Annotated in this window: 21 protein-coding genes; 7 read left to right on the top strand and 14 right to left on the bottom strand. The window is 62.0% G+C overall.

All coding sequences use genetic code 11. From position 1 onward, the window contains the following. Positions 1 to 141 precede the first annotated feature (141 nt). A complete protein-coding gene (leuC, locus tag F6A13_RS03915) occupies positions 142 to 1,554 on the bottom strand; it encodes a 3-isopropylmalate dehydratase large subunit (protein WP_126605005.1) in 1,413 nt (470 codons plus the stop codon). 50 nt (positions 1,555 to 1,604) lie between these two features. Continuing rightward, positions 1,605 to 2,369, bottom strand: a complete 765-nt coding sequence (locus tag F6A13_RS03910) for a class I SAM-dependent methyltransferase (RefSeq protein WP_126605003.1) — start codon at positions 2,367 to 2,369, stop codon at positions 1,605 to 1,607. A 117-nt stretch (positions 2,370 to 2,486) separates the two neighbouring features. Here F6A13_RS03910 and F6A13_RS03905 point away from each other — a divergent pair, with 117 nt between their 5' ends. Further along, positions 2,487 to 3,317: a helix-turn-helix transcriptional regulator gene (locus F6A13_RS03905; protein WP_225981945.1), complete on the top strand. Its 831-nt coding sequence runs from the start codon at positions 2,487 to 2,489 to the stop codon at positions 3,315 to 3,317. Positions 3,318 to 3,383: 66 nt separating this feature from the next. Then, positions 3,384 to 4,268: a hypothetical protein gene (locus F6A13_RS03900; protein WP_225981944.1), complete on the top strand. Its 885-nt coding sequence runs from the start codon at positions 3,384 to 3,386 to the stop codon at positions 4,266 to 4,268. Here F6A13_RS03900 and F6A13_RS03895 read toward each other — a convergent pair. Genes F6A13_RS03895 through F6A13_RS03860 form a run of 8 tightly spaced genes read right to left on the bottom strand, consistent with a single transcriptional unit; the run spans position 4,245 to position 13,196 of the window. Continuing rightward, positions 4,245 to 4,913, bottom strand: a complete 669-nt coding sequence (locus tag F6A13_RS03895) for a histidine phosphatase family protein (protein WP_113527189.1) — start codon at positions 4,911 to 4,913, stop codon at positions 4,245 to 4,247. The genes F6A13_RS03900 and F6A13_RS03895 overlap by 24 nt on opposite strands. A gap of 11 nt (positions 4,914 to 4,924) precedes the next feature. After that, complete coding sequence (locus F6A13_RS03890) at positions 4,925 to 5,767, bottom strand: hypothetical protein (RefSeq protein WP_126604999.1); 843 nt, start codon at positions 5,765 to 5,767, stop codon at positions 4,925 to 4,927. Between the two features lie 42 nt (positions 5,768 to 5,809). After that, complete coding sequence (locus F6A13_RS03885; RefSeq protein ID WP_113527187.1) at positions 5,810 to 7,114, bottom strand: UDP-glucose dehydrogenase family protein; 1,305 nt, start codon at positions 7,112 to 7,114, stop codon at positions 5,810 to 5,812. Further along, a complete protein-coding gene (locus F6A13_RS03880) occupies positions 7,111 to 8,928 on the bottom strand; it encodes an ABC transporter ATP-binding protein (RefSeq protein WP_225981943.1) in 1,818 nt (605 codons plus the stop codon). The genes F6A13_RS03885 and F6A13_RS03880 overlap by 4 nt, the downstream gene beginning before the upstream one ends. A gap of 11 nt (positions 8,929 to 8,939) precedes the next feature. Next, positions 8,940 to 10,184, bottom strand: a complete 1,245-nt coding sequence (locus F6A13_RS03875) for a glycosyltransferase family 4 protein (protein WP_151528107.1) — start codon at positions 10,182 to 10,184, stop codon at positions 8,940 to 8,942. Beyond that, positions 10,181 to 11,443 (bottom strand): glycosyltransferase, encoded by a 1,263-nt coding sequence (locus tag F6A13_RS03870; protein WP_113527185.1) that lies wholly within the window; start codon positions 11,441 to 11,443, stop codon positions 10,181 to 10,183. The genes F6A13_RS03875 and F6A13_RS03870 overlap by 4 nt, the downstream gene beginning before the upstream one ends. Further along, positions 11,440 to 12,858 carry a glycosyltransferase family protein gene (locus F6A13_RS03865; protein WP_151528106.1) on the bottom strand — a complete coding sequence of 473 codons (1,419 nt, stop codon included), beginning with the start codon at positions 12,856 to 12,858 and terminating at the stop codon, positions 11,440 to 11,442. Before F6A13_RS03865 ends, F6A13_RS03870 begins: the two co-directional genes overlap by 4 nt. Further along, on the bottom strand, positions 12,858 to 13,196 hold the full coding sequence (locus tag F6A13_RS03860; protein WP_113527183.1) for a hypothetical protein: 339 nt from the start codon (positions 13,194 to 13,196) through the stop codon (positions 12,858 to 12,860). The genes F6A13_RS03865 and F6A13_RS03860 overlap by 1 nt, the downstream gene beginning before the upstream one ends. Positions 13,197 to 13,567: 371 nt before the next feature. Between F6A13_RS03860 and F6A13_RS03855 the strand changes: the two genes are divergently transcribed. From F6A13_RS03855 to F6A13_RS03830, 5 genes are all read left to right on the top strand, one after another. Then, on the top strand, positions 13,568 to 14,398 hold the full coding sequence (locus F6A13_RS03855; protein WP_113527182.1) for a DUF6502 family protein: 831 nt from the start codon (positions 13,568 to 13,570) through the stop codon (positions 14,396 to 14,398). Then, positions 14,391 to 15,638, top strand: coding sequence for a DUF5666 domain-containing protein (locus F6A13_RS03850; RefSeq protein ID WP_126604998.1), 1,248 nt, complete (start codon positions 14,391 to 14,393; stop codon positions 15,636 to 15,638). Before F6A13_RS03855 ends, F6A13_RS03850 begins: the two co-directional genes overlap by 8 nt. A gap of 271 nt (positions 15,639 to 15,909) precedes the next feature. Continuing rightward, entirely contained in the window at positions 15,910 to 16,923 is a 1,014-nt protein-coding gene (locus F6A13_RS03840; protein WP_113527705.1) for an NAD-dependent epimerase, read from the top strand. A gap of 278 nt (positions 16,924 to 17,201) precedes the next feature. Continuing rightward, a complete protein-coding gene (locus tag F6A13_RS03835) occupies positions 17,202 to 18,032 on the top strand; it encodes a DUF6502 family protein (protein WP_113527182.1) in 831 nt (276 codons plus the stop codon). Next, positions 18,025 to 19,233, top strand: coding sequence for a DUF5666 domain-containing protein (locus F6A13_RS03830; RefSeq protein WP_113527181.1), 1,209 nt, complete (start codon positions 18,025 to 18,027; stop codon positions 19,231 to 19,233). The genes F6A13_RS03835 and F6A13_RS03830 overlap by 8 nt, the downstream gene beginning before the upstream one ends. Positions 19,234 to 19,288: 55 nt before the next feature. Here F6A13_RS03830 and F6A13_RS03825 read toward each other — a convergent pair whose 3' ends face one another. From F6A13_RS03825 to F6A13_RS03810, 4 genes are read right to left on the bottom strand one after another with little or no spacing between them, the layout of a single operon-like run. Continuing rightward, the gene (locus F6A13_RS03825; RefSeq protein ID WP_113527180.1) at positions 19,289 to 20,098 is read right to left on the bottom strand and encodes a metal ABC transporter permease; all 810 of its coding nucleotides are present in this window, start codon (positions 20,096 to 20,098) and stop codon (positions 19,289 to 19,291) included. Positions 20,099 to 20,101: 3 nt separating this feature from the next. Further along, on the bottom strand, positions 20,102 to 21,007 hold the full coding sequence (locus F6A13_RS03820; RefSeq protein WP_113527179.1) for a metal ABC transporter permease: 906 nt from the start codon (positions 21,005 to 21,007) through the stop codon (positions 20,102 to 20,104). A gap of 4 nt (positions 21,008 to 21,011) precedes the next feature. Further along, entirely contained in the window at positions 21,012 to 21,836 is an 825-nt protein-coding gene (locus F6A13_RS03815) for a metal ABC transporter ATP-binding protein (protein ID WP_126604996.1), read from the bottom strand. A 13-nt stretch (positions 21,837 to 21,849) separates the two neighbouring features. Next, positions 21,850 to 22,782, bottom strand: a complete 933-nt coding sequence (locus F6A13_RS03810) for a metal ABC transporter solute-binding protein, Zn/Mn family (protein ID WP_113527177.1) — start codon at positions 22,780 to 22,782, stop codon at positions 21,850 to 21,852. Between the last annotated feature and the right edge of the window lie 139 nt (positions 22,783 to 22,921).

Below are 22,921 nucleotides of genomic sequence, written 5' to 3'. Positions count from 1 at the left end.
TCCATCCGACGCTGTATGACATACTCCACGGCTGCACATTCTGCTGACCAGCCACGGATTGCCGCAAAAACACCGATCTCCATCATGCCCAGGCTGCACAAGCCCAAGGCGAGGCGCAGTAACAAGGACCGCGCGCGCTTTTTAGCGCATGACCCAATCACGCACATCCACAAAATGTCCGGCAATGGCTGCCGCTGCAGCCATGGCGGGGCTCACCAGGTGGGTCCGTCCTCCGGCACCCTGACGCCCTTCAAAATTGCGATTACTGGTGCTCGCGCAACGCTCCCCTGGCTCCAGGCGGTCGGCGTTCATGGCCAGGCACATGGAGCAGCCCGGCTCCCGCCATTCAAACCCGGCATCCCGGAAGATGCGGTCCAGGCCTTCGGCTTCCGCCTGCGCCTTGACTAGACCGGATCCCGGCACTACCAGCACCGCCTTGACCGCCGCAGCCTTGTGATGGCCTCTGGCAATCGCCGCCGCCGCACGCAAGTCTTCGATGCGGGCATTGGTGCAGGAGCCGATGAATACCTTGTCCAGCGCTATCGAAGAGATGGGTGTTGCGGCCGCCAGATCCATATAGTCCAACGCATCACTCCAGCCCTTGCGCCGCACCGGGTCCTTTTCCAGTGCGGGGTCAGGGACCTGCGCAGAAATATCCACCACCATCTCCGGGCTGGTGCCCCAAGTGACCTGGGGGGCCATATCCGTGGCCTCCAGACGAATCTCCGCGTCAAACTGCGCATCAGCGTCGCTGTGGAGCTCGCCCCAGACCGCCACCGCCTGATCCCAGATCTTGCCGACCGGGGCATAGGGACGGCCACGCAGATAATCGATGGTGACGGCATCCACACCCACCATGCCCGAGCGCGCACCCGCTTCAATGGCCATATTGCACAAGGTCATACGGCCTTCCACCGATAGCGCATGCACCGCAGGTCCGGCAAACTCGATGGCGTAGCCGGTGCCACCCGCCGTACCGATTCGCCCGATGATGGCCAGCACCAGATCTTTCGCGGTCACCCCATTGCCCAGCTCACCTTCCACCCAGATGCGCATGGATTTGGATTTGCGCGCCCACAGGCACTGGGTCGCCAGCACGTGCTCTACTTCGGTGGTGCCGATCCCGAAGGCCAGCGCCCCCAACGCCCCATGGGTCGCCGTGTGGGAGTCCCCACAGACCACCGTCATACCCGGCAGGGTCAGGCCCTGTTCCGGCGCAACGACGTGAACAATGCCCTGGCGCTTATCGTGCATACCAAATTCTTCAATGCCAAACTCCGCACAGTTCCGGTCGAGGGTATCCACCTGCAAGCGCGAAGTGGCATCGGCAATCCCAGCGGCGCGATCCGTGGTCGGCACGTTATGGTCGGCCGTTGCGATATTGGCATCCATGCGCCACACCTTGCGTCCTGCCGCCCGCAGCCCGGAAAAGGCCTGCGGGCTGGTCACTTCGTGCAACAATTGACGGTCGATATAAAGCAATACCCCGCCGTCCTGCTCCGTATGGACCACATGGCTTTCCCATAATTTGTCGTAGAGTGTTTTTGCAGACACTTCGTTGTCTCCTCAGAAAGTTGTCGTTTCCGGTCCGCCGACGGACCGCGTCAGGCGGACGGGGATACCGCCTCTATCCAGGCCGCATCTATGGCACAGTCGTTGTTCGGCTGAAGGGCGAAATAGTCCCGCACCTCGGTGGCGGCATGCGCGCAAAGACTGCGGATCGCGGCGACCTGCAGCTCCGGAGTCCGCATGCGCGCAATCCAACTCTCAAAACGCAAAGGCAATTTCCAGGCTTGGCAGTCGCTGACAACGAAACCCGCGCGGACCAGCATGTCTTCCCATTCAGAACACCGATAATCGCGCACATGGGAGGCATCCCGCAAGACTTCGATGCTTTGCAGCAGGGTATCCAGCAGCGGTGTTTCCGGTGCGATAACATCAATCACCACCAGCCTGCCCTCCGGTTGGAGCACCCGCCGCACTTCCCTCAGGGCACGCGGCACATCCGCCCAGTGGTGTGCCGAGAAACGGGTCACCACCAGATCAAAGCAGGCATCGGCGCAAGGCAAAGTTTCCGCCACGCCTTGCTGCGTCCGCACATTCGCCAGCTTGCGCCGCTGCGCCTCGGCCGCCACCACCTGCAGCATCTCCGCCGAGAGATCATATGCCGTTACCTCCATGACTTCGCCAGCCAGCGCAAAGCTCGCGTGTCCGGCACCGCAGCCGAGGTCCAGTACCCGCCAATTGCGCTGACCATCAGCCAACGCACGCAACCGCTGCAGATCAGCCCCCTGCGCATGGGTGGGGCTCTGCAGGTAATCCATTGCGGCGATACCAAACTGTGCATCTACCAATTTTTGTTGGTCCATGATCAATCCTTACACTGTCGTATTTAACGGCGTGAACGCATCCTACGATTCTTGTTAAACTGGTACAATATGACAATTTATACTGGTATATTTTCTACCACAGATAAGAATCTTATATTGCATCCAGGAGAAAAGCATGGAAACCAGACTGCCGGTCAAGAAGTGACCGGCAACGCTCCCCTTCTCGGCGCCTTCGTCCGCCGTCACCGCGGAAAAGTCACCCCGCAGCAGGCGGGCCTCAGCATACAGGGGCGACGACGCACCCAGGGTTTGCGCCGTGAGGAGCTGGCCCTCCTCTGTGGAATCAGCAGCACCTGGGTTACCTGGATAGAGCAAGGCCGCCCCGTACAGCCCTCCACTGCCGTGCTGGACCGCCTGAGTCAAACGCTGCAACTCTCCGAAGCGGAACGCGCCTACCTGTTTGATCTGGCCGGCCGTGCTGATCCCACTGCCGATAAAGCCCATACCCAGCCTCCGCATACCGTACTGCGGATCGTGCAGGCCCTGGACACTCCTGCCTATGTACTGGATCGCTATTGGAATGCGATCGCCTGGAACACGGCCGCGGCAGCGCATTTTGTCGGCTGGATGGACCAACCCCCGACACCGGGCAAACCTCCCCCTAACTTGCTGGAATTCCTCCTGCTGAATCCCACGGCGCGCAGTTTTGTCGCCGACTGGGAAGGCCGCACCCGGCGGATCATCGCGGAATTTCGCGCGGATGTGGGTAAGCACCTGGACGATCCGCAAATGGCCCGTCAAATCGAGCATCTTCAGCAAAACAGTCCGATTTTTGCTCAGCTCTGGGCTGCACAGGATGTCGTCGAACGGGAGGGTGGCAGACGGGTTTTCCAGCATCCACAGCACGGGCAGGTGGTCTATGAACAGTGCACGTTGTTGCCAGCGACCAGCACCGATCTCAAGCTGGTCATCCTACTGCCGGCATAGGAACCAGCGATTTCTGGCGCCCGAGCTTTGTCGCGGTGCGCCCTCGGCGCCCCGCAACACCCATTCTTGTTCCTTGCCGAACTTGTGGGCATAATTCCCGCATATTCAAAAATTGATTTCCAGATGATTCATTCGCACCCAATTTCAGAGGAACAGGAGGATTGCATGCGGTTTCGATCATTGGTAGGAATGGGCATCCTGTCCTCGTGGGCAGTAGTGACAGTTGCGCATGCGGCTCCCCGTTTCACTTTGGGCAATGTGCCTTCGTACTACCAGGGGACTTTCGGAACGGGCAGCCATATCAACATTTTTTACGATGCTACCTATTTCCAGTTTCGAAATCGGGATCTGCGTCTCAAGTTGATGGCTCCCTACATCTCCGTTTCCGGATTGCCACAGGGGGCGCGGCTCACGGGTGGGGGTATTGTCCACCGCTCTGGCACGATACAAACCCGGAATAACGCGAGCGGTCTGGGTGACATCTGGTTATCCGCACACTACACGGTTTACCAGAGAACCGGTCTTTTGCCCGCAGTGGTGCCCTATGCCAAGGTCAAGCTTGCTACGGCGTCGGCCACCAATGGATTGGGCACCGGGCGCAACGATTACGAGATCGGCGTAGGCCTGGACGAGACGATTGGCACCCGCATCTTTCCATTCGCCCATCTGGGCTACCGTTTCGTGGGCAATCCTGCCGGCGGTAATCTGCACAATATCTGGACCTATGATATGGGCTCCAGCTTTGTTGCCACGCCGCGCAACATCCTTACAGCGATGTTTTCTGGTTCCGAATCCGAGCAGCCGGGTTATGCTGGTCCGGCAGACATCGTTTTTGCCTGGAACTACAACGTCACGCGCGCCGGTAGTGGTATTCAGATCTACGCAGACAAAGGGTTATCTAATGGCAGCGCGAATTACGGTGTTGGCCTAGGCGCCCAGGTCGTCTTTTAACTGGTTTCCGGATCTTTCTGGATCCGTGCAGATTCTTGAATAAATACCATCTTCGCCGACCCACGGACCATCGGCGAGGCTGAGGCGGCCGTCCTGCCAATGGATGGCGGTGAGGGAGCCGTTCGCGATTTGCACCTGGCGGAATTTGCCCAGCGGTTCGCGCCGGATTTCAAGGACCGCGGTCCTGATCACCCCTGCATGGGTAACGGCCAGGATCGGTCCAGGTCCTGCGGCGGTGTCCTGGAGGAAGGAGCGTACGCGGCGCTGAAGATCGGAAAGGGACTCCCCACCCGGAGGAGCCACCTCGTCGGGGGCCTTTTTCCAGCGGCGCAACAACTCGGGCCACCGCGTCTTGATCTCTGCTTGCTGCAAGCCTTCCCAGTCGCCGTAGCCCATCTCCACCAGCCGCTCATCCGTGGTGATGGGTAGGCCCAGGTGTTCTGCGACGATACTTGCAGTGACATACGCCCGCCGCAGCGGACTAACCACAATGGCGGCGAGGTTCTGGCGCGTAAGGTGTTCCGCAACCTTCCGCGCCTGCGTTTCGCCGTTGGGCGTGAGCTCCGGGTCGCTGCGGCCCTGATAACGTCCGCTGCGATTCCATTCGGTCTCACCGTGCCGCAACAAAAACAGGATGTTCTTCATGTCCGGGGCTTTTAATAACGCCAGGAAACACCGGCCACCAGCCTGCTGCCGGCATGGATGCTCTGACCCGCCAGATCCATCTGGTAGGCGATGACCGGCCGCACGTTTTTGGTAACGGCGTATTCGAGCCCGACACCACCTCGCAATATATTGTAGAATTCTGAGGCGTTAGGGGTTGTGCTGACCGCGAGCGCGTTACTGGCCAGCGTTTTGGAAAAAAACAGCGTACCGATGACGGTGAGGCGCCGGATGAGGCCGACGCCCACCACCGCCGAGGCCCGTATCTGCGTCACGCCATCCCTGACGTAGATACGCGGGCCAACGGAAAGACCAGCGTAGGCCAACCGGGACCCGAAATTATGTTCTACTCCCACTTCGTAATCCGGTTCGACGGCCAGGGCGCCGGTCCCGAGCTGGGGAATGGTCGATGTCCGCCCGGTGGGAATGATCGCGTTGACCGTAATGGCGTCGGCGAAGTGCGCACGCTGTCGCAATCCATAGGAGACGCCGATCTGTTGATCCTGCAACCCTCCTGCGGAATAGGACGCCTTCGGTTTGGATTTGGTGAGCAGGGCGGCGCGCAGTTGATAAACCAGCGCCCAGCCCTGCCCGATCCCTTGCTCACCGTCGATACGGAATTGCGTCTCCGAAAGCTTTGAATGGGTTGGGGTGGTGCTGCTGCTGAATGAAGTCTTGGGGAAGAGGCGGTCGGAGTGATAAAATCTCACCGTCGTCTTGATTTTCCCGGACCCCGCCGGGGGAATCCACGGCTGGGCATACGCGGACTGGCCGCATTCCGCGTAACAGACGACCAGCATGACCAGGGCCAGGAGCTTCCTGCGGCGGATATGCATGGATTGAGCCTCTCCTGTGAAAATGATAACGCCGGTGGGTGCCTAGTTGGCGAAGGCCAGATATTCGAACCCCATCCCGCGCATCTCATCCGGTGAAAGCAGCCCACGACCGTCCATGACCGCCTTACCCGCCATCGAAGCGTGGACGCGCGACCAGTCGAGGCTGCGAAATTCCGGCCAGTTGGTGGCGATCAGGACGGCATGACAACCCCGCGCCGCGGCATAGGCGTCGGCGCAATATTCCAGGGCGGCATGGGGCGGCAGCACTTTTTGCGCGGTAGATATGGCGGCCGGGTCATAGGCCTGGACAACGGCGCCCTGCTGGCAAAGCATGGAAATCACGGACAAGGCAGGTGACTCGCGCACGTCGTCGGTCTGTGGTTTGAAAGCCAGCCCGAGAACGCATACCGCCTTACCATGGAACCCCCCCAGCGCATCGCCGAGTTTTTCCACCGCGAGGCGGCACTGGCCGGCGTTGATGTCCGTGACCGCATGCAGAAATTGTGAATAATACCCCTGCTGTTCCGCAATGGCGGAGAGGGCCAGGACGTCCTTGGGGAAGCAGGAGCCTCCGTAGCCAAGGCCGGACTCCAGGAATTCGGCGCCAATGCGCTCGTCGAACCCCATGCCTTGGGCAATGGCATGGATATTGGCCCCTACCCGCTCGGCAATACGGGATATCTCGTTGATAAACGAGATTTTGGTGGCCAGGAAGGCGTTGGAGGCGTATTTGGTGAGTTGGGCGCTGGCTGGGTCCGTCAACAAGGCCGGGCAGCGCAAGGGGGCATACAACGCCGCCACCCTTTCCGCAGCCGCGGCATCCCAGGCACCGATCACGACACGATCCGGGTGGAAGGTGTCATATACCGCCGACCCTTCGCGGAGGAATTCGGGGTTGACGACCAGTGGGGCATCGATTCCCGGCGACAGATGGTTTGCCAGGATAGCGGCCACGCGCTCCGCGTTCCCGCCGGGAGGGGTGGTGCTCTTGAGGACGACAACAAGGGACTGCGTCGCCGCGAGGGCGACCTGCCGGGCGGCCTCTTCCACTTGGCTCATGTCGGCATGCCCGCTGGGAGTCGGCGGCGTGCCGACGCAGATGAAGGCCATATCTGCATGCTGCATGGCTTCCTGGTAAGAGGTAGTGAAATCGAGGCGACCGGCCCGGACGTTCCGTTCCACCAGTTCAGGAAGCTCTGGTTCAATGAAGGGGATCTGGCCCTGACGCAGCAGGACGATCTTCCCTTCGTCCATGTCCACTCCTGTGACGTGGTGCCCTAACTCGGCCAGGCAGGCCGCGGTCGTCAACCCAACATATCCGACACCAATGACTGCGATGTGCTTCATACTGCCTCCTGCGTGATGCTCATGGATGATTTGTCGTAACCCTGCTGCCAGAGCCGGGCATATTGGCCCCCTTGCGCGAGAAGCTGCTCATGGGTGCCGTCCTGAATGATGCGGCCGTGTTCGAGAACCAGTATTCGGTCGGCGGCCGCGATGGTCGCCAGACGGTGGGCGATGACCAGGGTGGTGCGGCCAGTGGTGAGGCGATTCAATGCCTCCAGCACGCGACGCTCGGAGAAGGTGTCCAGCCCGCTGGTAGGCTCGTCGAGGATGACGATAGGCGCATCCCGCAACATGGCCCGGGCAATGGAGACACATTGCCGCTGCCCACCGGACAGCGACGCCCCACGCTCTCCGACCAGGGTGTCGTAGCCATCGCGCAGGCCCCCGATGAGGTCATGGAGGCCAACCGCCAGCGCTGCGGCAATGGCCTCTTCGCGCCCCGCACCAGCGCGACCGTAGGCGATGTTCTCCCAGATGGTGCCGTGGAAGAGGAGCGGTTCCTGCAGGACCAGGGCGATTTGGTCGCGGACAGAGGCGACTTTCAGATCGCGCAGATCTCGTCCATCCAGCAGGACCCGGCCTTCTACGGGATCGTGGAAGCGGGGAATGAGGCTCACCAGCGTGCTTTTACCGGCGCCCGTAGTGCCCACCAGAGCCACCGTCCGGCCGGAATCCACACAGAAGGAGATATCCTTCAGCACCGGTTCACCAGTCTGGTAACCGAAGGAAACGGAGCGAAACTCCAGCGCACCGGTACAGGATGGCAGAGGCACGGCGTTCGGGGCGTCCCGGATATCGGGTTCTTCGGCGAAGATATCCCCGAGGCGTTCGGCCGCCACCGTCGCCTTGCTGACGGTTCCGGCCATCTTGGCGAACTGACGCAGAGGCGCCGCCATGCCGCGCAGGTAGGCGAGAAAAACCAGCAATTCGCCCGTCGTGATGCGCCCAGCCAACACCTGGGAGGCGCCGTACCAGACCGCTATCCCCACGGCTGCGGCTACCAGGCCGCCCACCAGGGGGGTAAAACGCATTTGCAGTTCGTTGGCTTCCAGCGCTGCATCCAGGCTTCGTTCGGCGCGTTCGCGAAAGCGGTTTTCCTCAAAGGATTCCCGGCCGTACGCCTGGACGACAGGGATGCCGGCGATGCTTTCCTGCGCCATGCTCCACAATTCGCCTTCTTTCCGCCGCGCCAGGCGGAACGCCTGCTTGAGGCGCCGGGTGTGACGCTGGGTGATCACCAGGAGCAAGGGGACGGATGCTATCACCACCAGGGCGTAGCGCCAGTCGATGGCGAGCATGATCCCGGCCATGCCGACGATGGTGAGCAGGTGGGCAAAGAGCCCCGTTCCCACCGACACGACAAAGTCCTGAAGGGTCTGAATATCGCCGCCGAGCCGGGCCATGAGATCCCCGCTCTTCTGACGGCGATGAAAAGCCAGCGAAAGCCGCTGCAGATGGGCGAAGAGGCTGCGTCGGATATCGAAAACGGCACGTTGCCCCACACGCAACAGCAGGCGGCCCCCGGCGTAGGCCAGCGCAGAGTCGGCCACGGCGAACAGGAGCATGACCATCCCCAGGACATCCAGCAGTGCCACGCGATGGCCGAGGGGATCCGGCAGGAAACCGGCAAGCCAGACAGGCAAAGGTTTCTGGGAAATTACGCTGTCGATGACGAACTTCAAGGGCCAGGGAATGACCAGCAACACCATGGCCCGCACCGTCATCGCCAGAGCCGCACCGGACAGCGCCGCCCAGTGCGGACGCAGAAACCGGCGCAGTTCCCAAAGGGAGAAGGGGGGTTGCCTCTGGTCCATCACCGCATCCATCACATCGGCCCGGATCGCAGGGCGGCGATGATCTCCGTCACCTGCCGGGCGGTTTTGTCCCAGCCGAAGATCCCCCCTGCCGCCTCGCCGGCACGGTGCCCCATGGCCTGCCGCCGCGACGGCCCGTTCACCAGGGTGAGGATGCAGCCGACACAGGCCGCAAGGTCCCCCGGCGGGAAGAGCAGACCGGTCACGCCATCCTCGATCAGGCTGGGTAACTGGCCGATTCGAGGCGCCACCACGGGCCGTCCGACTGCCAGCGATTCCACCACTTTGAGGGGCGAGAAATAGAACCCGTCCTGGGGGAGGTAGGGCGCTACCGTAAGGTCCATGGCGGCAAGGTAGCCGGGGATATCTTCGTGGGGTACGCGCCCGGTCATGATGACCTTGCCAGCGAGACCGTTTTCCGTCGCACGGGACTGGAGGGCGGCGCTGCCGGGACCTTCACCCACTACCAACAGCACGGCCTCCGGCCACTGTCGGCTGACCAGCATAAAGGCGTCGAGCAGAAAATCCAGGCCATGCCAGGGCTTCAGGCTGCCCACGAAGCCGATGACCGGTCGCCCATGGAGCCCATGGCGTGTGCGAATCCACTGTCCATCCGCTTGCGGATGGAAACAGCGGATATCCACCCCGTTGGGTAGCACCGTCACGCGATTCACCGGCACCTGCCGGGACAGCACGTGCTCACGAACGGCCTCTGACACGGCCACGATATGGTCGGCCCGTTGGAAGGCCGTGACTTCCGCATCCTCCGCCATGGCCTTCAACCGTAATCCCCGAAAACGCTCCTGCTCGTAGACCAGCGGCGCGTTCACTTCCAGCACGTAAGGCACCCTCAGAGCGCTGGCGAGGTCGCCGCCGGAGCGATGAAAGAGCGCATAACGCTCATAGAGCGCATCCGGGCGTACACCTGCCGCATCCAAGGCATCCAGGGCGCGCGCCGCGAGCCGGCGGTCGCAGATCAGCTTGTCGACCTCCCGGCGCATCGTCTGGTCATATTCCCCCTGCCCGATTCCCAGCCTTTCCCCCTCGTTACGGATCTCTGTGGGATCGGCGTCGGGCGGCAACTCGATCAGCCGCGCCGGTGGGTAAGGATTCCCCTCCCCCTGCGTGGCGCAGAGTAGCGTGACCTCGTGCCCGGCGCGTGCGAGCGCGGTGGTAAATTCCCGCACATGCACTGACGCCCCCTTGTCCCCGAGGACGGGAATACCGCGATCCGCACACAGGTATACGATATTCATGGCTGCACACTCTGCACGAATAGGGCGCGCAGGGCCTTGGCGGTCTCCCAGCATTCGAAGCGCTCCTCTATCTTGCCCCGGCTCGCCGTCGCGAGGCGGCGCCGCAGCGGCGCGTCGACAAGCACTCGTTCCAGGGTGTCGGCCAACACCACCGGGTCCCGCGGCGGTACCAGCAGCCCGGTACGGCCGTCTTCGATCAATTCGGGGATACCCGAAACCGCGGTGGAGACCACGGGCGTGCCAGCCGCCATGGCTTCCGCAAGGACGTTGGGGATGCCGTCCCGGTCTCCGTCCTCCGTTACATGAGGGGCGAGAGCGAAAACGGTTGCTTGTCCGTAAAATGCCAGGAGGCGGTCATGAGCCATGGCGCCCGGCAGGGTTACCATAGCCGTCAGGCCCAGCTCGGCGATGTGGCTCTCCAGTTCCTGGCGCAACGGGCCTTCACCGATGATGACGCAGCGAAAGGCAATCCCCCGGCTGTGCAGCAGGTGGCAAGCGGTAACCAGGTCCCGCATCCCTTTTTTGGGGACGAGGCGACCCACCGAAAGGATCAAGGGCAGATCGGCATTTTCCCCCGGCGGAAAACCCGCAAAAGAATCACCCTGAGGAAAGGCCGCGAGATCGATACCGTGGTAGACGAGATGAATTTTGTCCCAGTCCTGGCGCGGCAGAAAACCGCGCAGGTATTCGACATTGTAGCGGGTGCAGGTGAGGACGAAATGCGCCGACTTGATCCGTCGGCGCATGGCTTCCTGGGGGGTCAGGTAGAGATCCTTGGCGTGCGTTGTGAAGCTGTAGGGAATATTGCACATGACCCCGGCCAGGCGAGCGACCGTGGCGGGTGCATTGGCGAAGTGGGCGTGGAGGTGTTGAACGTTGTTCTGCAGACAACCATGCGCCACATAACCGGAACGCAGAAACTGTTTCCCGACGCTCAGTGGCCGACGGGTACGGAGAGACCACCACAACGCGAGCCCGGTGGCATGCAGGTAGCGTAGCGGTGCCCGGGCTGCCACGACGGCATGGCCCTTGGCTACCGCAAAAATGATCCGGGGCCAGGTGAGGGGAAGATAGGTTACGGTCGCCCGGACCTCGGAAACCGTGGGATGCCGGGGGGCGTCCTCGGGCCGCAGGAGCGAAAAGATGTGCAGGGGGGTACCCAGACGCTCGAGTGCGCGCATTTCGTTGAGGATAAAAGTTTCCGAAAGGCGCGGATAGCGCTTCAGTACATAACCTACTGTCGGGGTTGTCGCCGTCATAGGGATACCTCCGTGCTCGCGCCGGGATGGAGCATCTCTTCCAGCACCTCGGCAACGCGGTGAACGCCCCCCAGGTCCACGGTATCCCACTGCTTTCCCGACGGACGGTCGCCGGCAACGGCGGCCGGCACCAGCTCCACCAGTCGGTCGACCAGGTCTTCCTCGGGCTGGATCATCCACACGAGCCCGAGCTGGCTCAACGTCGTTGCGCGAAGCCATTGCTCCATGCGCGGTGTCGAGCGTGGCACCAGGATGGCCGACTTCCTGGCGGCAAGGATCTCCGCGGTGGTGTTGTACCCCCCCATCGCCACCACCAGATCAGCCATGTGCAGCAAGCCCACGAGTTCGGTGGTATAGGGGATAATCTGGATGTCCGGGCGCTGAGCAGCAATCCTGGCCAGCGTCTGATACTGGTCCGGCGGCATGAGCGGCCCGGGAACGACGATGCTGTGCACCGTGTTCTGTGGAATCCGGCGCAAGGCCTCAAGATAGGCATCAACCAAGGCATATCCATCGCCGCCGCCGCCGACGGTAACGAGAACCACCGGCAAACCCGACGGTGCCACCAGCACGCCCGGAACGCCGTGCAGGCCCGTGCGGGCGACATAACCGCAGTAGCGCACTTTGGCCGCCACCTTCGGTGAAAGCTTGTAGGCACTCACCACGTCGAACAGGTGGCGACTGCCGTAAACCAGGATCTGGTCATATTCCCTTTCCAGCAACTCGTAGATGCCTTGTGCCTGCCAAACCTGGCGCACGGTCTCAGGGCTGTCGATGACGTCCCTCAGCCCCAACACGGTGCGGGTCGCCGGCATCTCCTCCCGGATGAACCGCAGCGCCGACAAAAGCTCCCCTTTCATTCCCGCTGGGGCATGATCGACCAGGAAGAAGTCGGGTCGGTAGGAGGCAAGGGCGTCCAGGATCGCCGCCTCGCGCTGTGCCTTGACCACCTCGAAGCTGGAGGAAGGGTCCCTGGCCGCATATTCCTCGGCACCAACCTTGATGACGGGAGGGATGGCTCGCACCTCCAGGCCGATCGGCATCGGCCAGGAGCCGGCCATGGGGGAACCGGTCAGCAGCATCCCGGAAAAAGGCGGTTTACGCTGCATGAGGTGCTCGACAATGGCCAGATTCCGCCGTAAATGGCCAAGGCCAAAGGTGTCATGAGAATAGAGGAGTACTCGTCGCGCCGATCGCCCATGCTTTGCGGCGGACCAGTGGTGCAAGGCCACTGTGGGTATCCGCTGCCCCGTTGCTACGAAAGTCCCGGGAGAGGACGGGGAATCACCGGCAAACAACAAATTCTGCCGGATTTCCCGTCCCGCGTAGCGTTGGCTGGTGGGCATGGGATCCACCACCTGCGCAACGGGCAGGCAGCGGTATCGCTCCGTTCCCCGCTGTATGAGCGGTTTCATCACCGCCCTCCTGAACGGAGAGATTGGAGATAGGGCTTGCCGAAGGTTTTCCGAATCGTCGCCGGTGAGACTTGTTCAGAGGAAGATTCGGTCTGCGGCAATAAGCCATCCGGACGGCGGTAGGAACGGCGATTCCTGCGCCAGCAATCCATACAGAATGTCGTCCAGGCGCCGTCGAGAAAGATGCGCACCGCGTGCGGGCTGTGATGGCCGCAAATAGTGTCGACAGTGGCGTCGACATCCCTCACCGGCTTCATCTCGGGTGCAAACTGCCAAGCTCCCAGCATAAGGGGAGCTTCGTCGTGTAGAACTCGCTGTTGTTCATAAGTGGTTGTCATAACACCCTCCTTGACTCTCTCCATTGTTGGGAAATGCTACCGATCGCGGCACCTGAAACGAGGTTAGTGGTAATTTTTACCACTTTCAATAACCACCCAGACTCCTGCCGGACACTCGTGCCGTTCTCCTGTGCGGACTACGGACCGCTCCCCGGCAAAGCGCCGCCCGGTCATTGAGTTCGCGCACTTAGGTTATCTGGTACATAACGGCTTCAATTTCCGATGGCCGGTCGACATACGGCATTCCGCTGCCGTATGATCAGTATAGTGGGATATTTTACCACGTCAAGCAATCTGCGCATGAGTGGGAATATATACCACCACGTGCTATGCTGAACGTGAACACTGATTGAGGCGAACCTGGGCAGGCCATGAATGGAGTATTGAAAACGGCGGTGTTGGCGATCCTGCGCCCATTGGTCCGGTATCTGATCGGACAGGGGTGGACCTATGGGGCGCTGACGGACACGCTCAAAATGGTGTATGTGGCGGAGGCGAGCAAGCACTATGGGGAGACCGCCGGGCGGCCGCTGACGGACAGCCGGGTCAGCCTGCTGACCGGGATCCACCGCAAGGAGGTCAAGCGGCTGCGGCTTCTGCTGGAAGAGCACGGGGACCGGCCGATGTTGCGGCATGGGGCCAACATTGCGGCGCAGGTGGTGGCGGCCTGGGTGTCGATGGCGGATTATGCAGACCCTTCCGGGCAACCCAAGTCGCTGCCCCTACGCAGCGAGGCGCCCCCGAGCTTTGAGGGTCTGGCGCGCAAGGTCAAGGCCGACATGCGCCCACGGGCTATTTTGGATGAATTGGGCCGAGTGGGGGTGGCCCAGGAGCAGGACGGCGTGGTGCACCTGCTGCGCGCTGCGTATATTTCCGATCTACCCGAAGACCAAGTCGCTTTTTTGGGGGAGAACGTCGGCGATCACCTGCGCAGCGCGGTACACAACCTGGAAGGAGGGAAGCCCTTTCTGGAGCGGGCGCTGTATTTCGATGCGCTGCCGGCGGCGGTGCTGGAGGAGGCGCGACCGGAACTCTACCGGATGGGCGAGCGCTTGTTGCGCGAGGCCCATCAGCGGCTGAATACAGCCGAGTCACCCGAAGGGCCGCAGCGGCGGCTGCGCCTGGGGGTCTATTACTATGAAGAAGACGCCGCGGCGGAATCGACAGAGGAACCGGCCGCGGAGGACGAGCCACATGCCTAAAGCCCTACGCTGGTGGGTCCTGGTCCTGGGCCTGGTAGCTCTGCCGGGGGCATGGGCCCTTCCCGACCCGGCTGGTGGTGTTGGTGGATCGGGCGCCACCCCGGATGGCATCGGCGGCACGGGTATCCATCCCGGGGGCATCGGGGGCACCGGTATCCATCCCGGTGGCATCGGCGGCACGGGCATCCAGCCCGGGGGCATCGGCGGGACGGGCATCACGGCCCTGGGGGTGATCCAGCGCTTCGGCAGCATCTACGTCAACGGTCAGGAATATGCCCTGAGCCCCCAGACCCGTTATAGCGTCGACGGCGCTGCCGGTACGGCAAAAGACCTGCATCTCGGGGACCGCGTCACGGTCCAGGCCGCCGCCGACGGGCGGGCGATCGCCCAGGACGTACGGGTGGAGCATGCCGTGATCGGCAGGGTGACCGAAGTCGATGCGGCCAAGCGACAACTCACCATTCTCGGCGAGACCATCCAGGCGGGCAAAACGACCCCCGTCACCGTGCATGATTCGGATCAATCCCTGTCCTTCACGGCCTTGAAGGCCGGTGACGTAGTGTCGATCAGCGGCCTGGACCGGGGGAATGGCCATTGGCTGGCGACGGCGATCCGTCGTCTCTATCCGGCGGATACCGCGCCCGCCCGGGTCCCGTTGCTACTGCGGGGCCAGGTGGACGCCCTTTATCCGAGTCAGAACACCCTGGAAGTCGGGGCAACGAAACTCAAGGTCAACGGGGCACTGCTCCAGCCCCTCCGGGTGGGTCAGTCCGTGGTGGTCCGGGGTACCTACACCGATGGGCAGGCCCGCGTGGAAAGCGTGACCCCCGCTGCACTGGCGGCGCAGGACGTCGGCAACCGGGTGTCCCTGGTGGGTTACCTGGCTCGCGGCGATAACGGTTGGACCACCCACGGGGTATCTCTGGTGGAGGGTTCCCACACCCTTTATGAAAACGGCGATGCCGCGGACATGCGGGCAGGCAGCATGGTCGCCATCAGTGGGCAGGTCAAAGCCCCGGGAGTCGTCACGGTGGAAAGCGTCACCTTCCGCGTCAACCCCATGGACTTTGATTTGCCCGCCTTACCACAGATGGCGCAGGGCGCGCGGGGTGACTGGGAGCAATCCGAAAATGAGGGGGAGCGCCCAGAGGTCAATAGCCCCGAAATCGAACGGCCCGATGTCGAGCGGCCGGAGGTGAGACCACAGGTGGAAAGGCCGGAAATCCTTGATGGCGATTAAGGCAAGGCTGTATCGCCACTGCTGAGCAGTGCCGCGTATCTTAAATTGAATCATACAGATGGAGAATATCGATGAACTTGGAAAGCAACCTGCGGGGGATAAAAACCCTGGCATATTCATCAACGACCTGGAGACGGAACGAGGCCGCGCCGGACTCCATTCGGCGGAGTTGCGGGGAGGATAGCATAATCCGCTGTGCGGGAGCAGACATCGGTGCGGTGCAGGGAGGGAGCGGTCATTGTCTGCACATCCTCATGGCGCAGGCTTTCTCATGAGCAGGCGGATTCTCGTCACCGGTGCGGGGGGCTTCATCGGCTACCACTTGTGCCGCCGTCTGTTGACCGAAGGGTGGATCGTACACGGTCTTGATAACCTCAGCACCTATTATGACCCCGCCCTCAAGCGGGATCGCCTGGCGCATCTGGAAAACCATCCAGACTTTCAATTCCACACTGTGGATCTTGCCGATCGGGAGGCCATGGCAGGTCTCTTCACCGGGCCACATTTTGATGTGGTGGTGAATCTTGCGGCCCAGGCGGGTGTCCGCCACTCCCTCCAGGATCCCGCCGCTTATGTCGACAGCAATCTGGTCGGTTTCGCCAATATTCTGGAGGGCTGTCGCGCCCAGGCCGTGGACCATCTGCTTTTCGCCTCCTCCAGTTCGGTCTATGGCGCCAACGCCCGCCTGCCCTACAGCGTCCACGACGGGGTCGATCATCCGCTCAGTCTCTACGCCGCCAGCAAGCGGGCCGGCGAACTCATGGCCCATAGCTATGCACATCTCTTCGGCATTCCGTGCACCGGTTTGCGTTTTTTCACGGTCTACGGACCGTGGGGCCGACCGGACATGGCCTATTTTCGGTTCACGCGCCAGATCCTTGCCGGAGAGCCTATCCCCGTCTTCAACCATGGTCAGATGCGCCGGGATTTTACCTATATCGACGACATCATCGAAGGCGTGGTACGGCTCCTGGACTTCGCACCGCGCCCTGCTCCGATGTCGACAGAGCGGCCGGATCCGAGTACCAGCGATGCCCCCTTCCGTCTTTGCAATATTGGCAACCATACCCCAGTAGCCCTGCTGGATTTCATCGCGATCCTGGAGGATCTGCTGGCGCGCAAGGCCGACATCGAATGGCTGCCCATGCAGGCCGGGGACGTTATTGCCACCTATGCCGATGTGGGTGAATTGCAGGAGGCGGTGGGGTTTTCCCCCGCCACCCCCTTGCGTGATGGTCTTGCCCGTTTCGTCGACTGGTATCGGAATTATTACGACGCCTCTTGAAAACAAGTGACCCCGAACCACAGCACCGCGGATTGGACATGGCAGCGCTCCTGCTGACCGGTTGCCGAGCGAGATCGCAGCCCGTGCAGCCCGTATCGTGGTCTATATACAACATGCACAAGTCACCGAATGGGGCTGGCGAAATCTTGCCTCCGTGTTCCGTTTTGGCTAACGGACGGGTGTTGCGCGTGCGTCGGGAGTAGGGTAAGTGGTGGGTCCATATTTCACGACATGCTACAATTGATACGAAAACTGAGTAAGGCGAGCCCGGGCAGGCCATGAATGGAGTATTGAAAACGGCGGTGTTGGCGATCCTGCGCCCATTGGTCCGGTATCTGATCGGACAGGGGTGGACCTATGGGGCGCTGACGGACACGCTCAAAATGGTGTATGTGGCGGAGGCGAGCAAGCACTATGGGGAGACCGCCGGGCGGCCGCTGACGGACAGCCGGGTCAGCCTGCTGACCGGGATCCACCGCAAGGAGGTCAAGCGGCTGCGGCTTCTGCTGGAAGAGCACGGGGACCGGCCGATGTTGCGGCATGGGGCCAACATTGCGGCGCAGGTGGTGGCGGCCTGGGTGTCGATGGCGGATTATGCAGACCCTTCCGGGCAACCCAAGTCGCTGCCCCTACGCAGCGAGGCGCCCCCGAGCTTTGAGGGTCTGGCGCGCAAGGTCAAGGCCGACATGCGCCCACGGGCTATTTTGGATGAATTGGGCCGAGTGGGGGTGGCCCAGGAGCAGGACGGCGTGGTGCACCTGCTGCGCGCTGCGTATATTTCCGATCTACCCGAAGACCAAGTCGCTTTTTTGGGGGAGAACGTCGGCGATCACCTGCGCAGCGCGGTACACAACCTGGAAGGAGGGAAGCCCTTTCTGGAGCGGGCGCTGTATTTCGATGCGCTGCCGGCGGCGGTGCTGGAGGAGGCGCGACCGGAACTCTACCGGATGGGCGAGCGCTTGTTGCGCGAGGCCCATCAGCGGCTGAATACAGCCGAGTCACCCGAAGGGCCGCAGCGGCGGCTGCGCCTGGGGGTCTATTACTATGAAGAAGACGCCGCGGCGGAATCGACAGAGGAACCGGCCGCGGAGGACGAGCCACATGCCTAAAGCCCTACGCTGGTGGGTCCTGGTCCTGGGCCTGGTAGCTCTGCCGGGGGCATGGGCCCTTCCCGACCCGGCTGGTGGTGTTGGTGGATCGGGCGCCACCCCGGATGGCATCGGCGGCACGGGTATCCATCCCGGGGGCATCGGGGGCACCGGTATCCATCCCGGTGGCATCGGCGGCACGGGCATCCAGCCCGGGGGCATCGGCGGGACGGGCATCACGGCCCTGGGGGTGATCCAGCGCTTCGGCAGCATCTACGTCAACGGTCAGGAATATGCCCTGAGCCCCCAGACCCGTTATAGCGTCGACGGCGCTGCCGGTACGGCAAAAGACCTGCATCTCGGGGACCGCGTCACGGTCCAGGCCGCCGCCGACGGGCGGGCGATCGCCCAGGACGTACGGGTGGAGCATGCCGTGATCGGCAGGGTGACCGAAGTCGATGCGGCCAAGCGACAACTCACCATTCTCGGCGAGACCATCCAGGCGGGCAAAACGACCCCCGTCACCGTGCATGATTCGGATCAATCCCTGTCCTTCACGGCCTTGAAGGCCGGTGACGTAGTGTCGATCAGCGGCCTGGACCGGGGGAATGGCCATTGGCTGGCGACGGCGATCCGTCGTCTCTATCCGGCGGATACCGCGCCCGCCCGGGTCCCGTTGCTACTGCGGGGCCAGGTGGACGCCCTTTATCCGAGTCAGAACACCCTGGAAGTCGGGGCAACGAAACTCAAGGTCAACGGGGCACTGCTCCAGCCCCTCCGGGTGGGTCAGTCCGTGGTGGTCCGGGGTACCTACACCGATGGGCAGGCCCGCGTGGAAAGCGTGACCCCCGCTGCACTGGCGGCGCAGGACGTCGGCAACCGGGTGTCCCTGGTGGGTTACCTGGCTCGCGGCGATAACGGTTGGACCACCCACGGGGTATCTCTGGTGGAGGGTTCCCACACCCTTTATGAAAACGGCGATGCCGCGGACATGCGGGCAGGCAGCATGGTCGCCGTCGAGGGAAGGGTCCAGGCACCGGGTGTCGTCGATGCGGAGCGCGTCATCTTCAGCGTCAACCCCATGGACTTTGATTTCCCCATCATACCGCGGATGCCGGTGCTCCCTCCGGTATTCCATCATCCCGAAATCGAGCGCCCGGAGTTTGGGCCCCCGGAGATAGAACCCCTGGTAGAAAGGCCGGAACTTCCTGATAACGATTAATCCCAAATCTGGTCGTTGAAGGTGCTGGCCAGTATTTGAAGGTGCTGGCCAGTATTTATAGCACCGCGAAATTGCGCTGCCGCTGATTCCAGTGCCGATAAGAACGCGCCACCGTAAACAAGCCCGCACCAATGGTCCCGACAAAAAAACCGATGGGCCAGTTGGTCCAGTAAGAGAGCGCAATAGCACTCCAGATGCAACCCTCTGCAAAAACCACGGATAGCGCCAGCACGCGCATGGGATTGCCGCTCAACGCCTGGGCGGCGGCCGGCGGTCCGACCAGCAGGGTGAACACCAGAAAGGCCCCCACCACCGGCAAGGCCATGGCAGTCACCAGGGCCAGCAGGGTCAGGAACACCAGATCCATGCGTGCGGCGCGAATCCCCTGCAAGGCCGCCAGATCGGGAAAAGTCGAGTCCAGCAAGAGCGGCCGAAAATACAGAGCGATGCCCATAACCACCAGCGCGCAGATGCCCAGTATGGGCCACAAATCGGCGTCGCTGACCCCCAGCACCTCACCGAAGAGCAGGGAAAACACCGCCGGTGCATACGCATTGGTCATACTGAGCAACAGCGCCCCCACCCCCAGAAACAGCACCAGCACCAGCCCCGTACCCACATCGCGGCGGCCCATGCGCACCAATTGGCGCAAGAGCAGAACCCCCATGCCGACGAAAACCAGCAACCCGATCAGCGGATCGACCCCCAGCAGGTTGGCCGCCGCCGCCCCCGGAAAAGCGCCCAAAGGCAAGGCATGGGCGGCAAAGGCCGAACGCCGTACCACCACAAAAAACCCGATGAAAGCCGCGACAAAAGCAATGGCGGTGGCGGCAATCCAGGTATTGATCATGAAACTGGAGAACATGCCCTATACCTCGCAGTGCGGCCAACTGACCGGCTGCGGACGCGCTGCCAAGCCCGCCACTTTAGCCACCAGTACCGCCGCCAGATAAAACAGGAACACCAGCGCCACGACAAAAAAGCTCACTGGCCAGGCATTACCGGAAAACCAGTAGTAACTTTCATAGGCCATCCAGATGCCACCCCAGACCGCAGTCAAACCGATAGCAATGGCCCAGCATATCGCCTGTGCCGGGCGCCGGCTCAAGCGAATCGCCGCACCCGCCGGGCCAATGAGCAAAGCCGTCGCCAGCACTGCACCAATGGCCAGGGCGCAGACTGCTACCGCCAGTCCCAGGGCCAGCAGTTGCAGCAAACCAATCCAACGCAGGGGAATACCACGCGCCGCCGCCAGATCAGGGTCCACCGCCGTCAACATCATCGGCCGGTAGAGCAGACCCACCAGCAAGAACACCCCGGCGGAGGCCATCAACGCAGGGCCGATAAGACTCTGCGGAATCGCAAACATGGAGCCAAACATCACCGACACCGCTGCGCCCGTAGTGCTGGTGGTCGTCACGTCCAGATAGAGGAAGAGCGCCGACAGCCCCAATCCCGCCCCCAGAACGATACCCGTGGCAAGATCACGCTCCCGCACCTTGCGTACACCAAGAAACTCCATGCCGAAGGCGGCAATCCAGGCCATACCTAGAAAACCCAGCAAGGGATTGATGCCCAGCAGGAAGGACGCCGCCCCACCGGCGCTGCTCACGTCGGCCAGGGCATGTCCGGCAAAGGCGTTGCCGCGCAATATGGTAAACACACCGATCACCGCGCTGACCAGCGCTGCACAAGTCCCTACGATCAAGGCGGTTCGCACCGGTCCGCTAGCGAAGAAACCAGAGTTTTCCAAAAGCATCCAAAAATTCCACATGGCGTTAATCCGCCTTTTCCGGATGCGCTACAGACGCTGCCGTGCCCGCCTCGGCATCTTCAGCAGCGACATCGGGTAGTACGAGTATCCGCCGCCCATGCCGCAATACCGTTACCGGGTAACCATAGAGTTTACTCAACACCTCAGGCTGCACCACCTCCTCCACACTGCCAGTGGCGGCCCGTCCACCCACCAGATAGACCAGGCGGTCCATGACAGGTAAGAGTGGGTTCATATCATGAGCAGTCACCAGTACAGCAATCTGTCGGCTACGCGTCAATCTGCCAAGCAACGCCACCAGCGCGTTGGCGCTGCCGAAATCCAGATTAGCCAAAGGCTCATCGAGAATGAGCAGACGCGGCTGACGCACCAAGGCATGGGCGATAACCGCCCGCTGTTGCTGGCCACCGGAGAGCTCTCCAACCCGCTGATCCGCAAAGGCATCTGCCCCTACCGCATGCAACGCATGATCTACCAAGGCTTTTTTACGACCGGAAAACAGCGGCAGACCCAGGCGCTGGCCATCCAGCCCCAACTGCACCAGATCTCTGGTCCGCAGGGGGATATCCGCATCAAAAGCGATTTTCTGAGGCACATAGCCGACCAGAGCACGGCGCTGACCAGCGGGCGCGCCATCCATCAAGGCCTGCCCCGCACGGGTCGGCGTCAGACCTAACAGACTGCGCAAAAGGGTCGTTTTGCCCGCACCATTCTCACCGATCAGAGCACAGAGCTGCCCCGGATAGAGGTCAAAACTGACATCCCGCAAAATGCTGCGGCCGCCCAGGTCCACGGAGAGATGGGTGACTGCCAGTATCGGATCAGACATTTCCCATGCCGGATTACTTCAGCACGGTCGTCGAAGTGCCATGCTCCACCGCATTACGCAGCGCATTTACCTCCGCCAGCATCCAAGACTGATAGCGGTAACCCGCCGGCATGGTTTCATAGACACCAACCACGGGGATCTTCGCCGCCTGCGCCCGACTCAGGAAAGAAGCCGTCAGTGAATTTGTCACCTGCTGGTTATACACAAAGACTCTGACCTGATGCCGCTGCAGGAGCTGGTTCTGGGCGCTCACGTCCTGCGGTGCCGGGTCCGTACCGTTCATGATGGCGGCCTGCAGTTTCCACGGCGTTTTGATGTCGCAACCAGCGGCTTCCAGCAAATAATCGGCGACGGGCTCCGTCACTGCCACCGGCGTGCCGCCAAAGCGGGTCTTGAAGCTCGCGATGGCCTGGTACCACGGTTTCAGAGAGGCATCGAACCTGCGCACATTGGCCGCGAAGGTAGCGGCGTGGGCCGGATCCAGCTCGGTCAGGCTTGCCGCCACAGCCTGCGCCACCGCAGGCATGGTTTCCGGCTTGTACCAGAGATGGGGGTTTGGGGTGTTTTCCGGCAGATGAAGCAGATCCTGGACGACAATCACCCGGCGCTGTACGTTCTGGTTTGCCCGCAAAATTTTCCGGACCCAACCGTCATAGCCGACCCCGTTCCGCACCACGAGCTGCGCCGCGGCAAGCTCCCGGGCCACCGCAGGACTGGCTTCGAAGGCGTGCGGATCTGTGCCGGGGTTGCTCTGGATCGCAGTGACCGATACATATTCACCGCCGATCTGGCTGATTACATTGGCATATTGATTTTCCACCCCGACCGCATGAATGGTCGCTGCGGCAGCCACCTGCCCCATGCCCAGCCCAGCGCACAGGGCGATCAGCGTCAGCAAGGCAGACAGCGGATGGACACATGCATTCCGAAAGCCCAGGTCGGTCATTTTTCAAATCCTCGGAAACGGCTGCCAAAGCCTGCGGCAGAGGGCCGCACAACTTTTCATGCAACTGTGTTGCACAGTATGGAAATAGGGATTCAATGTCAATCTTCTGGTTCGACGTGTGATTCCGGGATGGAGCCGG

This window comes from Acidithiobacillus sp. 'AMD consortium' (assembly GCF_008926505.1).
In the GTDB taxonomy this organism is placed as follows: Bacteria; Pseudomonadota; Gammaproteobacteria; order Acidithiobacillales; family Acidithiobacillaceae; genus Acidithiobacillus; species Acidithiobacillus ferridurans.
Note: the sequence above shows the minus strand (reverse complement) of the source record. Positions and strands in the feature narration are given on the sequence as shown.